11 protein-coding genes are annotated in these 15687 nt (G+C 43.6%); 9 read left to right on the plus strand and 2 right to left on the minus strand.

The window, feature by feature from the left end:
• The first annotated feature begins 424 nt into the window (after positions 1–424).
• Both KUV50_RS18190 and KUV50_RS18195 read left to right on the plus strand, forming a co-directional pair.
• Positions 425–853 (plus strand): peptidylprolyl isomerase, encoded by a 429-nt coding sequence (locus tag KUV50_RS18190; protein ID WP_222581638.1) that lies wholly within the window; start codon positions 425–427, stop codon positions 851–853.
• A 77-nt stretch (positions 854–930) separates the two neighbouring features.
• On the plus strand, positions 931–1389 hold the full coding sequence (locus KUV50_RS18195; protein WP_222581639.1) for a septal ring lytic transglycosylase RlpA family protein: 459 nt from the start codon (positions 931–933) through the stop codon (positions 1387–1389).
• A 10-nt stretch (positions 1390–1399) separates the two neighbouring features.
• On the opposite strand, the gene KUV50_RS18200 is transcribed toward KUV50_RS18195, so the two are convergent.
• Positions 1400–6844, minus strand: coding sequence for a proprotein convertase P-domain-containing protein (locus tag KUV50_RS18200; protein ID WP_222581640.1), 5445 nt, complete (start codon positions 6842–6844; stop codon positions 1400–1402).
• 412 nt (positions 6845–7256) lie between these two features.
• Here KUV50_RS18200 and KUV50_RS18205 point away from each other — a divergent pair, with 412 nt between their 5' ends.
• The 5 genes from KUV50_RS18205 to rfbD are packed head-to-tail and all read left to right on the plus strand — an operon-like array spanning position 7257 to position 11435.
• Complete coding sequence (locus KUV50_RS18205; protein WP_222581641.1) at positions 7257–7841, plus strand: hypothetical protein; 585 nt, start codon at positions 7257–7259, stop codon at positions 7839–7841.
• Entirely contained in the window at positions 7828–8721 is an 894-nt protein-coding gene (gene era, locus KUV50_RS18210) for a GTPase Era (RefSeq protein ID WP_261395401.1), read from the plus strand. The genes KUV50_RS18205 and era overlap by 14 nt, the downstream gene beginning before the upstream one ends.
• Positions 8722–8733: 12 nt before the next feature.
• Entirely contained in the window at positions 8734–10038 is a 1305-nt protein-coding gene (gene der, locus KUV50_RS18215; RefSeq protein ID WP_222581642.1) for a ribosome biogenesis GTPase Der, read from the plus strand.
• A complete protein-coding gene (rfbC, locus tag KUV50_RS18220) occupies positions 10039–10593 on the plus strand; it encodes a dTDP-4-dehydrorhamnose 3,5-epimerase (RefSeq protein WP_222581643.1) in 555 nt (184 codons plus the stop codon). It begins immediately after the preceding gene.
• Positions 10590–11435 carry a dTDP-4-dehydrorhamnose reductase gene (gene rfbD / locus KUV50_RS18225; RefSeq protein WP_222581644.1) on the plus strand — a complete coding sequence of 282 codons (846 nt, stop codon included), beginning with the start codon at positions 10590–10592 and terminating at the stop codon, positions 11433–11435. Before rfbC ends, rfbD begins: the two co-directional genes overlap by 4 nt.
• 31 nt (positions 11436–11466) lie before the next feature.
• On the opposite strand, the gene KUV50_RS18230 is transcribed toward rfbD, so the two are convergent.
• Entirely contained in the window at positions 11467–11967 is a 501-nt protein-coding gene (locus KUV50_RS18230; protein WP_222581645.1) for a GreA/GreB family elongation factor, read from the minus strand.
• Between the two features lie 139 nt (positions 11968–12106).
• Here KUV50_RS18230 and KUV50_RS18235 point away from each other — a divergent pair, with 139 nt between their 5' ends.
• Together KUV50_RS18235 and KUV50_RS18240 are read left to right on the plus strand one after the other, a co-directional pair.
• Entirely contained in the window at positions 12107–14362 is a 2256-nt protein-coding gene (locus tag KUV50_RS18235; RefSeq protein WP_222581646.1) for a polyprenyl synthetase family protein, read from the plus strand.
• 34 nt (positions 14363–14396) lie between these two features.
• Positions 14397–15650 (plus strand): glycosyltransferase, encoded by a 1254-nt coding sequence (locus tag KUV50_RS18240; protein WP_222581647.1) that lies wholly within the window; start codon positions 14397–14399, stop codon positions 15648–15650.
• Positions 15651–15687: the final 37 nt, after the last annotated feature.

Below are 15687 nucleotides of genomic sequence, written 5' to 3' on the forward strand. Positions count from 1 at the left end.
AATACAGCGAAGGCTACAACGAAGTGAAGTTGACAAGTTCAGATCTTAATGCGACTGGCGTATTGTACTATCAATTAGATACAAAAACGTATACCGCGACTAAGAAGATGATCGTGATAAAATAAGTAGTTGCGCATTTGCGCAGTTGCAAAAACATTCAGTCTGGATCATGAGTAACTGAAGACGTTTGCTGGAATGCAAACAAATAGTAAATGGTTTAAAGACCTCCGGGGAATAGAATTTTCCGGAGGCTTTTTTTCAACATGGTGTTCACTATATCATTGCCAATTCTTTTTGATTTGAATAATTCAGGAATTCCAGGGTGAAAAGTTAAACTATTTTTGAAATATGTCGTTGGGGAATTAATTGATACATTTGGCGTTTGAAGTCAAATGGTAATTTAATAATTAACAAAAATAGTTTTATGTCTGTAGCTAAAAAGGGCGACAAGGTAAAAGTACATTACACAGGGAAATTAACGGACGGTACCGTTTTTGATTCTTCTAGAGAGCGTGAACCGCTGGAATTTGAGCTCGGAGGAGGTCAGATGATTGCGGGTTTTGATAAAGCCGTTGACGGTATGGCCGTCGGTGAATCCAAGACGGCGAAGTTTTCGAGTGAAGATGGTTATGGTGAAAAAAATGATGAGATGATTTTTACGGTCCCCAAAGATCAGCTCCCACCTGAAATTAAACCCGAAGAGGGTCAGCAACTTTCCATGCAACATCCCAGTGGTCAGCAAATTCCTGTGGTCGTAACTAAAGTGGAAGAAAACGAAATAAAAATTGACGCCAACCATCCATTGGCTGGAAAAGAATTGGAATTTGATATTGAACTCATGGAGATTAATTAAAATTAATTATATTTTCATATATTATACAAGGCCTCCGGATGGAGGCCTTTTTTGTTTATAATCTAAGGAGTATAATCATGCAACACTGGTTCAAAAGCGGATTGTATGGTGTATATGCCATTTCCAGGCGGTTCTTGCTCTCGGGCCTGGTAATCATGGTTGCACTGTCCCTGATGGATGCTCAAACGGTCCATGCGGGGTGGGCGTCCTATTATCATGACAGTCTGGAAGGGAATAAAACAGCTTCCGGAGAAATATTTGATCAGAGCAAGTTTACCGCGGCACATAAGACGCTGCGTTTTGGTACTTGGGTTCTGGTGCGGGATTTGACAGGGGACGAGGTCGTGGTGTATATTAATGACCGACTGCCAGCGCACTCGACCCGAATGATTGATTTGACGACACAAGCCGCTAAAAGGCTAGATTTGATTGAGAAAGGCATCGAACGCGTAAATCTTCAGGTCATTAGTACACAAGAAGCGTGGTTGTGGTTTATGAGAAATGGTTTTGGTCAGCTCTTAATTGCTTATATGTAATTTGAGCAATTCACCGGACCAGGAAAATGTTTCCATATTTTTCTTTGGTCGTCTGATACACTGTATTATAGCGCACATAATAGTTGTAACTGCCGGATGGTAGAATATTATTTTGAGAATCCCGGCCATTCCAACAATGGTTAAAGTTTTGGTCATCATTTCTTGGATCAAAGTGGGTTGATTTGAAAATGACCTTGCCAAAGCGATTGAAAACAACAAAGAGCTCGATATCGGCTATGTAGTTGTTGGTATAAATACACACATTTGCATTTTCCGGCTGACTGCTACCGGGTGCGATGGCATTGGGTATATTGAGGACATCTGCCTGACGGACATAAATGTTAAAGGTATCGGTGATCGTGCAGCCAAATTGATTGGTAAGTTGCGTAGATACCGTTCTCGTATGAAAAAGTTGTTTTTGGATAGGGTCGGTGCAATCGTAGTCACAGAATAATGTATCCGGATTGAGAATCCAGGTATATTGTTCGGACAAGGGGGCATCCGTGGATGCATAGGATATCTTAAAGGCAGGGTCATTGAAGTTGATGGTGTCTCCACTGTTGATGGTCGTATCGGGGATTTGAGCTATTCGGTCCATAATTCCCCGAAGTTCCGGAATAATCGTAGTATCAATCTGACATCCATACTGATCACGGGCAGCGATCGTGTAGGGTTCATTAGCATATAAAAACGGAAAGGTATCCTGCGATATATACGCACTGCCGTTGGTACTGTAGGTGATGAAACGCATGTCAGTGGCACCAATCAGCGAATCCATGATGGCATACCCGGGTTTGTTGATGTCACAGGAAGGTTCTTTTACGAATAAATCAAAAGACCTCAAACGGGAAGGTGCTCTCACATTTTTGTATTCGGCCTGTACGGTGCATTGATTTAGAGTATCCCGGATGGTCAGCCGGTACAATCCTTGTTTGGAAATCTTCGAAAGGACGGAATCCTTCGATATCGGATTGGGGTTGTTTTCATAGCGCCAATGGTATTCATAATTTTCGGACGGTGGATATACCCGGGACATCAAATTGGCTTCATTGCGTTCGCAACGCAGAGAATCATCAATGGAGATAGAAGCTTCCAGGATGTTTGAAATATCTTTGATCTCAAAGACCGTCGTCGAATCGCATTGGTTGTAGGGGTTGATTACGGTTACGGTATACGATCCTGCTCCAAGATGTGGGGAAGCGGGACCCCGCCCCAGCTCAGTGACTCCATCGGGTTCGTACCAGATGGCCTGAAAAGTATCCAATTCCGGCATAAGTTGAGCTAATCCGCTGTAATCATCACAGCCGGTATGAGCTATATATAGATCAAACTGTGGTGTGATGGTCTGATGAATCGGGAATGTATCTATGTTTGAACACCCGTTGTCACCTTCCAGATACAATGCGTAATCACCTTTGGCATCGATTTTTATTATTGAATCTTCTAAAACTTGTCCATCGGGCAATTGCCAGTATTGCGTCACGATGGGATCCCGGGAATGGAAGGTCAGATCTACTTTTTTATCGTTGCAACCTAAGGAGAGGTAATCGACCGAATCAACCTTGGGAGCCTCCAGGTCTCCAAAAATTTCCATTTGTGTCCTCGCTTCACATCCATTCTTTCCGGCATAGGTCACCTGGTACTGCCCGGGCGTCTGAAACGTTGGTCGGATTGCTGTAGAAGCAAATCCTTCCGGGCCACTCCAGGAAGCTTTGGCAATTTGTTTCGAGACCACTTGCTGGCGGAGTTGGATTTTGGATCGTGCACAACTGATCGTATCTGCCAATAAATTGAATTCCACTGCGGAAGTATCCAACTTCACCTGATAATTTTTTGAATCTACACATCCATTGCTATAAGAAACTTCAACCCGGTACTCGCCCGGGTATTCTATATCGTATGATGCTGCTGAACTTACCGGTGTATTGCCAAAGTACCATTGATACTGTACGTCCCGATTTACAGATTTATGAACTTTTGCTTCAATCACAGGATCCGGACTATGGCAATTGATCACAGGTTTATTAATGGTAAATGGAACCGTTTCTTTATCTTCATCAATATCGATTGATGTCGAAATCAAACATCCGTTTTTCTTTTGGATAATCAGGCTGATCGAGCCGGGGTTGTATACCTGAAATGTATCACTTACACTGGCTTGTCCATTTTCATCAATCCACTGAATTTCCTCTATATCGGTATAATCTGTGACATGAACCCGACTAAATGAATCAATGCAGGTAATCGGCGGAGCGATAATACCTGGAATATCACCGGGCTCTTCTGTGGTGACCAGGGTTTTTTGCGTGGAAGTACATCCATTTTTTCCAACCAATAACACACTGTATTCCCCCGTATTGAGTTTTGGAGAAAACTCATTAGAGGTCCATCCCCCCGGTCCATACCACACCACATTCTCTAATTCGGATGTATCATATGTCGGAATAATATAGGAAGCGCTGCATGAAATGGTGTACTTGGGTGAAAGACCAATCGATGGTGCGGACCGATCGTCTTTTACTTCGATCTGTCCCTCCTGATAACACAAAGCGTCGTTGTGCACTATGAAATAGTAGGTGCCCGGTTGATCCACCTCATAATTTCTGGATGTATGCCCGGTTTTAAGCCCGTCTTTATCAACCCATGTTACTTCGCTGACATCAGGGCCTCTGATTTTCATGACCGCTTTGCCGGTGTGACATTGCAGGTATTCCACAGGATCGTATTCTACTTTTGGAACTGATTTATCAGCAGTAATTTCAATGACTTTCTTTATCTCACACCCATTGGTCCGGTCTGTAAAATAGAAGGTGTATGAGTCCTCCTCAGCGATGTTGTTAATCGGCCCTGAGTAGGCAGTTGCTGATGTACTATTGGATTCAAAAATGATGCTGGAATAATCATTCTTGTTTTTGATTTCAATTCTTCCATTTTGTCCACTGCATCCGATGTCCATTTTGTCGATGCGTGGATTTTTGGCCTTGATCTGGTCCGGTATTTTCAGTGCATACGTTGATATGCAGGTCCCATTGTTCAGTGTGATATCAATGGTACCGGGTTTGGAAGCTGTAAAAAAGCTATCCATGAAGACCAGACCTTTGTCCGACGCAAACTCCGGCGTGAATCCGTCAAAATTCTTAAAAAGCACGGGGATATTTCGCACCGGAGTGTCACAGGTGATGGCCAGATCCAGATCGGGGTCAATGATCAGTTCCGGCGATCCTGCGGCCAGGCTGACGGGAATCGATTTTTTGACCGTACACCGACTGATTTTGTGGGTTACACCGACTGTGACGGACCCAGGTTCTGATACGGTGGCTGAGGTTGCCGGTGTGCCTTCCTTTGCACCCTGCCAGGATATGGAATATTCATCGATGTTGGCCGGTACAATTACAGACATTTCAGTTGATTTTGAATCGCAGGGGATAATGACCTGGTCGGGACCTACAAAATCTATTTTTTCTTGATTGAACACCACCGTATGGATGTCGGTATAGATACAGCCCGAACTTCCTGTTAATGTCACCTGGTAATCACCCGCTTGATTGACCGGCACCTTTTTTCCGGTGGCTTCCGCTCCGTCCGGGAGCTTCCAGCTGACCTCGAAATCACCCTGGAAATCTGCCTGTAACTGATTGTTTTTACTTTCGTTGCTGCAATTAATCAGCGTGGGGCCGGTGATTTTTAAATTGACTGAAGTTCGGCGATCAGTAACCAACATTGCACCAGTGACTCCGCATTCATTGCCATCCCAGGCCCGAAAAGCATACCTTCCAGGAGCACTGGCTTTGAGTGTGTGTGTACTTGAGATTTTTTCACCTTCAAAAAACCACGAATAATTTTCATAAGTTTTTTCCAAATCCGGTGTGATTTCGGCGGTATTGCGTGCGCATGTGAGTTCGACATCGTCGATGGAGACCGTTTCCGGAGCGCCGGCCGGCCGAACCAAGACGAACTTGGTTACTTCACATGCTTTATTTACGTTCACCGTGTATAACCCCGGTTCATGGAAGGTGATCGTATTTTCGTCTATAGTTGCTTTTGAAGCCGGACTGACGGTTGCTTTGTCAAAGTTCGTGCCGATCGATAATCGAAGTGGACTGCCTGAACAGAGGGTATATTCATTATCCAGGGTAATATTCGGTGAATTAGGGTCTGTATTGATCGTGTGAGCCACCGTGTCCAGGTAATCTTCGATCTCGAAAACGACAAAATAGGTCCCCGGTGCATCGACAATAATTTCGTTGGAAGTGATGTCCGATTGATTGTTGATCCGGCCATCTTTTGTGTACCACCGATGAACTGGAAATGTGGGGTTGGACTTTACACTCAAGTTAATGGATGTGTTTATACAATTATACGGATTATCCTGGGAAAAATCAGTCGTATAGGTTTTGAATTCCACTGTCGTATTCACCAAGCTATCGCAGCCGTTTTGATCGGTCAATGATTGCATAATGGATTGGTCGGATGTGATTCTCTTTCCATCGATGATCACATAATCGCGGCCATAGACTTCACGCAATTCATTTTGGACGCCGGGGTCGGATAGGATGGTTAGTTGAGCTGATGAATTCGAGACGGCTCCACAAACACCCGATTTCAAACTGTGAAAAAGGTTGTTGAGTTCTTTGGCTGTTGTTGCATTCTGGATGTGATTCAGATCAGCAGAACGATATTGAACGCCCAGGATTTTGTAAGAACCCCTACCTAGCATACTAAGGTCCGGTTGACTTCCCCGGGTTACAATTCGACTTTTTCCATCAAGGACGATGTACATGCGATCGAATCCAGGGGTGAGTCGGGAAGGAACAAAAGCCGGGGTTATGGATTTAAGAGCCGGATCGCCACCACAAAATGACCCGAAGTTTTGTTTATTGATAAAATCCCGGGAAACTGCGCACGGATTGCACGACACGGGGGGATCGCAAAATACGAGGCTAAAACTTTTAAGGATTCCGGTTCCTCCTTTTACACCGTCGGAATAAATCAGATTCCACACACCGTTCAGGTTTTCTCCATCAAATATTTCGAGCGAGTTTTGATCAGCGGGATAGTATGAGCCGATGTAATCCTGATTCTCCTCCCATTTATTTTCATTCCACTTTTGTTTTTTGAAATCGTCCGGATGGGCGGGTTCTTCAGAACGGACAAACAGTATATTCCACGTGCTGCCAGTTGTCTTGGAAGATGCTGTTTTCCCTGCTATTAGTGTCACCTCTTTGCCCCCGGGACTCACCAGCACAAACTTCAGTTCATCGGCAAACTGATGGGTAAACGCCAGTCTGACCCCGCACAATAATTTGGGTCCGGATTGGGTTGTATTGGCTTCCAGGCTTATTCTGTAAGATTTACCATTGTCAGGTATGTCTACGTCTGGGTTGGCGGCGCATTGCTGTGCCGAAGATGTGGTCATTAACAGTAACATACCAATCAACAGGTAAAACTGGGGCATATAAACAACTTTTTATCTTATAGCGTTATCAATAGAAAAATCCAAAATACTTGATTTTGCTGAATTTATGGAAAATATAATCGCATTATGTCTCCTGTGGGGCAGCTGGCTTTTGAGTCTGCGTAACGGAAGTTGGGTACGCCGACCTTTTCTTCTCAACGGTTTTAACTGCGCAGATTCCACCATAAAAGTTTGCCTATTATCCTGAAAAGCAACCAGATTATAGCGCAATGCAAATCGTCTGAACGGATCTTTGGAAAACATCAAATTGAGTCTGTTTTAAAATTCATTGAGATCATAACGTTTAGATAACATTTTGATTATTCAGATTAATTTCGGATCTTAACTTTAACGCTGTTGAATCGAAAATTCTGAATTTTTGACAACAGTTAAACCATAAAACTTAAAATCAATGCACGACATTGAACCATATTATCACTGGAGGAATCATTACACGACCGAGGATGATGAATACTCCCCCTTCTATGGGAGTAATTATGATGAATTTTATTTTTCAAATAAAGTATACAATTATTATATCCATCCTCAATGGGATGCTTTTGGTTCCGATACCCTTTACCTTAAAGTGCTTTATGCGGACTACGACACCGGTTTTGCCATTATTGAATTAATCGGAGAATGGAATGATTGTCTTCACAATGACATCATGTATTTAAAAAGAAAGGTGCTTGATGTACTAATGTACCGGGGAATATTTAAATTTGCAGTGATCGGCGAGAGCGTATTCAATTTTCATGGTGGTGATGATGATTATTATGAAGAATGGAATGACGAGGTGCGTGAAGAAAATGGCTGGATAATATTTTTAAATTTGCACCAGCATGTATATGATGAGATGGTACAGTCCCGGATTCATCATTACGTTAATTTATTGCCGCATCTGATGAACTATGAATGGCGGAAACAAACGCCGCAGAATCTTTTTAAAACGTTTGAAATGCTGATGAACAAACATAAATTCATTGAAACTGAATAACATAGCTCACAAGTCTGGATTTGTCAATATCATTGGATTGCCCAATGTAGGGAAATCGACATTGATGAATCAACTGCTGGGCGAAAAATTGAGCATCGTCACGCACAAGCCGCAAACAACCCGCCACCGAATTTTGGGCATTTTATCTGCGCCCGAATATCAGATTGTTCTCTCTGATGTACCTGGCTATGTGGAAGATATGAGTTATGAGATGCACCGTAAAATGAATACCTACATCGAAGAGTCTTTCAAAGACGGCGATATTTTACTGGTGATGATTAATCCAGGAGATCAGACGGAGTTGGCGCCGGAAGTGCTTAAATTAATAGATAAATCAAAAGCATATAAGATCCTTGTTGTCAATAAAATAGATTTGCACGATTCGGATGATGTGAAAAATACAGCAGCCCAGTGGAATGAGAAGCTGGCCTTTGATGAAACCCGACTGATGGCAGCTGAAACGGGGGAGGGTGTTGGCGAATTGCTCGACACCCTGGTTGCGCATCTACCTGAGGGTCCGGCCTACTATCCCAAGGACCAGATATCCAATAAAAATGTTCGGTTTTTTATCAGTGAAATGATTCGCGAGCAGATTTTTCTTCAGTTTCGACAGGAGATACCGTATTCGGCACAAGTGGATATTGAAGGATATACAGACAAAGAGGATATTATTCATATCGATGCCATTATTTATGTGAATCGCAAGAGTCAAAAATATATCATCATCGGAAAAAATGGATCGGCGATCAAACAATTGGGCATAGCGTCCCGTAAAAATATTGAGGAATTTATCGGGAAGCAGGTTTTTCTGAAATTGCATGTTAAAGTGCGGGAAAAATGGCGGAACAACGAAGATCTTCTGCGTAAATTTGGCTACTAATCACGAAATTATATGAGCAATCTAGTCGCTGTTGTGGGTCGACCCAATGTCGGAAAATCCACTCTTTTTAATCGTATTATTGGTGAGAAAAAAGCCATAATCGATGATATAAGCGGGGTCACCCGGGACCGGATCTATGGACAAAGTACATGGAACGGCCGGGAGTTCTCGATCGTTGACACAGGCGGCTTTGTTCGGCATTCGGATGATGTTTTTGAAACCGAGATTCGGAGTCAGGTCAAAATCGCCATTGAGGAAGCCGATGTAATTATTTTCTTGGTGGATGTGACCACCGGCATTACAGATTTGGATAGTGACGTTGCAGATATGCTCAGAGCAGTGGACAAGCCTGTTATTGTAGTGGTTAATAAAGTAGATAATTACAACAGACAGCTGGAGGCCAATGAGTTTTGGAGCCTGGGGTTTGAACGAACCTTTTTTATGTCATCACTGACCGGAGCAGGGAGTGGGGAGGTGCTTGACGAAGTGGTTGAATTGTTGCCTGAGGGCGAAGTAAAACCCGATAAGGAAATTCCGCGACTCGCCATCGTCGGCCAACCCAATGTCGGGAAGTCAAGTATGGTCAATACGCTGCTGGGTGTTGATCGCAATATTGTGACCGATATCGCAGGTACGACCCGGGATTCAATCCACACGTATTACAATAAGTTTGATAAAGAGTTTTATCTGGTGGATACCGCGGGTATACGTAAAAAGTCTAAAGTGCATGAAGACCTAGAGTTCTATAGTGTTCTACGTGCAATTCGGGCGATCGATGAGTCTGATGTATGTGCTTTGATGATCGATGCGACCATGGGAATCGAAGCTCAGGATATGAAGTTGTTTCGGATTGCCCAAGCCCGTAAAAAGGGTATATTTATTGTGGTCAATAAATGGGATTTGGTGGAAAAAGAAACCAATACAGCCCGCGATTTTGAAAAGACCATCAAGGAACGATTGCGCCCTTTTGATGATGTACCTGTATTGTTTACCAGTGCAACTGAAAAAATACGCGTCATGCGTGTGTTGGATACCGCGCTGAATGTATTTAAAAACAAGGCACAAAAGTTCAAAACATCTGAACTAAACAAGGTTTTGTTGCCCATCATTGAGCGTACACCGCCACCAACCTACCGGGGAAACTTTATAAAGATCAAATACATCACTCAATTGCCACTCTCTTACCCGGCCTTTGCATTCTTTTGCAACCACCCCAGGGAAATCAAACAACCTTATCGTTTGTTTTTAGAAAATAAACTAAGAGAAACTTTTAATTTTACAGGCGTACCGATCGCCGTCGTTTTTAAACAGAAATAAATGAAGATTGAAGAAGCTTCGATGCAGGGTTTAATCATGATTACCCCCGAAAAACATGAAGATGAACGCGGTTATTTTTTTGAAAGCTTTCGGGCTGATGTCTTTAAAGATCATGGACTCCCGGATCGATTCGTCCAAGAAAATCAATCCAAGTCCGAATATGGGGTCATTCGGGGATTGCATTACCAATACGGTGATTATGCTCAGGGGAAATTAGTGCGGACTATTCGTGGGGCCATATGGGATGTGGTCGTTGATATTCGACCTGGATCAGTCACCTTTGGACACGTATTTACTACGGAACTGAGTGCAGAGAATAGTGTCCAGCTTTGGGTCCCCAAAGGATTTGCACACGGATTCTCCGTATTGTCTGAGACCGCCGTGATCCAATACAAGTGCGATGCTTATTATGCGCCAGCTTCAGAAGCCGGTATTCTTTGGAATGACCCTGAATTGTATATTGACTGGCAGATTCCGGAAGAAGAGGTCAAATTATCCGATAAGGACAGAAACCATCCCTCTTTTCAGGACCATCAACCCTTTGGTGGACAATGAATATAGCTGTATTTGGTGCGAATGGCCAGCTGGGCCGATGTTTTCGGGATGTTTCCAGAGAGAGCACCTTGTGCTATACATTTTATAACAGGGATCAATTTGATATCAGCGATCCCTTTTCATTCACAGAACTAAATCCTCCGGATATTGATGTTCTGATCAATTGTGCTGCGTATACGGCGGTAGATCAAGCAGAAGAGGACAGGAGTACTGCTGATCGCATCAACGTCACCGGTGCCAAAATGTTGGCTGACTTTGGGGTGCTGCACAACATTCCGCTGATTCACTTTTCGACCGATTATGTTTATGGCAAAGCCAGTGAGCCAATTTCCGAAGATCAGGAGATCGACCCGGTGAATTATTATGGGCAGTCCAAATGGAACGGAGAGGAAGAAATCCGTAAAAGTGGCGTGAGTCATCTGATAATCCGGACCTCCTGGTTGTATTCAGAGTATGGCCACAATTTTGTGAAGACGATGCTGCGTCTGGCAATTCAACACGATAAAATCAAGGTCGTTCATGATCAGACCGGTTCTCCCACCTATGCCCAAGATCTGGCCCGGGCCGTCGACCAGATATTAAGGTCGGCAGATGATGACTTGGAATTACCATGGGGAATTTACAATTTTGCCAACCATGGAGCTATAACCTGGCATCGGTTTGCAGTGGAGATTCTCAAAGATAAGGCGGTTTTGGTAAAGCCCATTCCGACGAGTGATTACCCTACGCTTGCGGTCCGACCAGCGTATTCGGTGCTGGATCCTTCGAAATTTGAACATGCTTTTGGCATCGATATACCCCAATGGCAGGAAAGCCTGGAACGCTGTATGGAAAAAATATAACCACCCGATAGCGGTTTCGGAATCCTGATTATTAATACACCACTTTGATGATTTCAAATTCCTTTTTTCCCGCAGGAAGTTTTATTAATGCTGTTTCGCCTGGCTTTTTGCCAGTGATCGCTTGTGCGATGGGAGAGACAAAAGAAATTTTACCTTTCCCGATATCGGCTTCATCCACCCCGACGATCTGGAATGTTTTCGTCTTCTTGTGACGGTCAATTCTCAACGTCACTTTTGCGCCAAAGCGAACTTCATCCTGAGGTTGTTGGCTGTGTTCCACTACTCTGGCCGTCGATATTCTGTTTTCGAGCTGTAACAATAGTGCATCAATGTGATTCCGGGCAATGCGATGCTCACTCTCTGACGCTGGTCCCAGATTGTTTTTTTGACGGATCAAGTCTTCCCGTTCCTCCTCCAGTGCTTCCATTCCGGTGCGGGTGACATAATTGGGCAATCCCGGAGGCAGTTCGGCCCGGGGTGGGACGATAGGTACTTCCTCCTGATCACTTTCTTTGACAAACCCTCTGCTCATGATTATTGCTTTGGTAAACTTGTACAACAGTCCATCTCAAAATTAGTTAGGAGAAAACATGGAATATTAATTTAAACATCTAAGAATTATTTAAATTCATGGCGTGAAAGTTAACCTCTAATTAAACATGTTCCTTCCTATGACAGAAAAAGACTTTATCCGTCCGGCAGATTGGCCTGAAGAGAATGGTACGATAGATTTGAATATACATGATTTGCCACATCGTTCTTCGAGTACGGAGTGGTGGTACATTAACGGACATTTTACAGGTGAAAACGACCAGGAATATTCCATTTTTGCATCGTTTTTCCGAAAATTGATACATATTGATGAATCGACAAAACTTCCCGAATACGGACATTCCATTCTATGGGCGATCATCGATGTCGAAAATGAAAAATATTATTCCAATTCGCTGGTAGATAAGAAGGCACCTGAAATCGGCATTAAACGGTTGAAAAAGGGGGAGTTATTAAAAGACAAATTCCTTCGGAAAGCGGCTATTGAGATGCTTGAGAAAAATGCAGTTCCTTACCCGGATCGTTTATTTGAAGGGGAAGTATCCGTTGATCTGGACCAGTTGTCTTTGAAGTTTGATACCAATACTTTTCATAAAACTGAGGATGGAACTTATAAATTGCAATGCATAGACCTGGAGCACCAAGTATCTTTTTCGTTGGAGTTTACGCCTCAGAAACCCGTTATAAAAAATGGACGGGACGGCGTAGTTCATGGGGTGTCATCTGATACAATGTACTATTATTTTATCCCGCGAAATGCAGCGAAAGGAACCATAGAAATTGAAAATTCAACCATCGATATTGTCGGGTCTGCCTGGTACGACCATGAATTTGGCCGGCCCAATCCCACTGAAGATGACGGAATAACTTCCGTGAAAATGGATACAGCCTGGAACTGGGTCTCGGGGCAATTGGATAACGGGTGTGAATTTACTGCAGCGACGCTTCTTAACCTGGAAGATCGAACCATCGGAGATTCAGGACTTTTGGTGATCGATGGGAATGGAAAAAGAATACAAGTCGACGACTTTTCACTGGAACCTGCCGAAGAGGTGTGGACCAGTATGCGGACGTTTTGCGATTATCCCCTCAAATGGTTTTTGAAAGCACCTGAAATTGGGTTGGATCTGACGGTGCGGGCAAGTTTTGCCATGCAGGAATTTTCGACATTAATTTCAAAACAAGCTTTTTGGGAAGGTCGGATTAATGTAGAAGGGCAATTGTTTCATAAACCAGTGAAAGGGGTCGGATTCCAGGAATTGAACGGTTACAATACACTGGACACCCTGGAAGACTTTTTTAAGGTTGTCAGCCGGGAGACTATAGCATCTGTAAAACACATCCTGCCCAGAAATCCTGATGAGAAAGCGTTGAATACGTTAATTACCAACGCTGATTCAAATCGGTTTTCGATGGGTGTTGATGCGGCTGTCTATACCAAATCCGTGATTGACCCGATACGATCTGTCATTGATCGGGGTGGAAAGTCCTGGCGGAGTTATGCCGCTTTGGCCTGTTGTGATGTGGTGGGTGGTGATCCTCAGAAAGCTCGACATTGGCTTTCTTTGCCAGAGCTGATGCACGTGGGATCGCTTATCGTCGATGATGTGCAGGATCAGTCAGCAGTCCGTCGGGGAGGACCGGCTTGTCATGAATTGTACGGCAGTCCATTGGCGATAAATGCCGGTTCGGCCTGTTATTTTATCAGCCAGATTTGTGTTTATTCCGATCACAACATCGCCGACTCAGATAAGCTTAAGATTTATGAATATTATTTTGAAGCACTTCGGGCCGGCCATAGTGGACAAGCCCTGGATATCTATGGATTGGATTATCTTATGGAGGATGTCATAGAGGATAATAGTGGTCATATTTTGGAAGAAAGTGTGTTGGCCATTCATAAATTGAAATGTGCCGCTCCATGCTATTATCTGGCCCGAATCGGTTCTGTGATCGGCGGGGGAAGTGATCAGCAAAGTACTGCCCTGGCTGCCTTTTTTGAGGCGCTGGGTATTGCATTTCAGATCATTGATGACACGTTGAATATCGCCGGATTCCAAAATAATCTAAAGACGAAAGCGGAAGACATCACTGCTGGTAAGATTACTTATCCCATTGCCAAAGCCATGCATCGATTGAACAAAACAGACCGCATCAGACTCTGGCAAATACTACAGTGTAAGACCGAAGATCCGGCGATGCTCAAGGAAGCTGTTGATCTGTTAATCCAGGTCGATGCTTTGAAGCTGTGCGAACAGGAAGCGCACGATATTATGGATGAGGGATGGCGTGGATTGGATCCTCATGTCCGGGATTCTATGGTTAAATTGAATTTGAGGGCGTTTAGCTGGTTCGTATTGGAGCGGCATTATTGATTACTTCACTTTTTTGGCTTAAAGAACACATAGAATGCGGATCTTACTTACATCCCTGGGGACCCGGGGGGATATAGAGCCTTTCCTTGCTATAGGTGAACTGCTGAAAGAACAGGGGCACGAAGTGATTTGTGCTTTTGAGAGTGAGTTTGAGTCCCTGGTTATCGAGTCCCGGATGGAATTCTTATCGCTTGACGGGGGTATTTCTCATGCATTACTAAAAGATCGTTTGAGTCACACGTTGAAAGAAAAGTTTAGTCTGCGTAAGCTGGGGGAATACCGCAGACTTTATCTGGATGGTCTCGCCTACAGCAGAGCACTTGTGTACCGGCAGTCCCAAGTCATCTCAGAAGTAAAACCGGATAAAGTCATCTACAGTGGTCTGACCAATTATCCAGTGATATGGAGTATGGACCATCCGGGCAAAGCCATTCTTTTACTTCCTGTTCCATTTCTGTATCACTACGTCCAAAATCATTCTTTTCTATTGTTCAGAACTGATTTTGGACCCATGATCAATAAATGGACCTACCGTTTCGCTCATTATTTAATTAGCCAAGGCATCGCACTTTCTGCGAGAAAAAGCAACATTGGAGAAAAAACAAACGCCTCCAAAATCCGGAAATTTTTAAAACGGAACAAAACGATATATACCATTTCTAGAGCTCTGTTTCCACAGCCGGACTATTGGGAAGATCATTCCAAAGTATTGGGATTTTACCAGCGCACGCGAAGATCCACGTGGTACCCGGATCAGAAGCTGCTCGATTTTTTAATCGCGCATGAAAAGATAGTGTTTGTCACCTTTGGCAGCATGATCAATAGGAATCCGGAAAAAGTCACCCGTATTTTTATGGATATCTTCACGAAGTACAATATTCCGGTCATTTTCAATACCTTTTCCGGTGGTCTGATCGCGCCCTCGGATTATGATCACACTCAATTTTTATTCGTCTCTTCCATCCCTTATGATTATATTTTTCGACACATCCATAGTGTGATCCATCATGGCGGATCTGGGACTACACACAATGGATTGAAGTGGGGATGTCCCACCCTGATTATCCCCCATATCTTTGATCAGTTTGTGTGGAACGATTTAATAGCTGAGCGCGGAATAGGCCCGAAAGGACCATCCATTCATCGATTTACCTGCACGGCTGTGGAATCAAAGATTCTTGATCTATACACCAATGAAAGCTATAAGGAAAGAGCCGTTGAGTTAGCCAGGAAGATGAATGAGGAAGATCTTAAGGAAGAACTCTGCCGGTTTATTTTGGAACCCTAAGCCCGGATTATTCATAAATCCAATTTGCGACATTCTT

The organism is Membranihabitans marinus (genome assembly GCF_019802045.1).
GTDB classification, from domain to species: Bacteria; Bacteroidota; Bacteroidia; order Chitinophagales; family Saprospiraceae; genus Membranihabitans; species Membranihabitans marinus_A.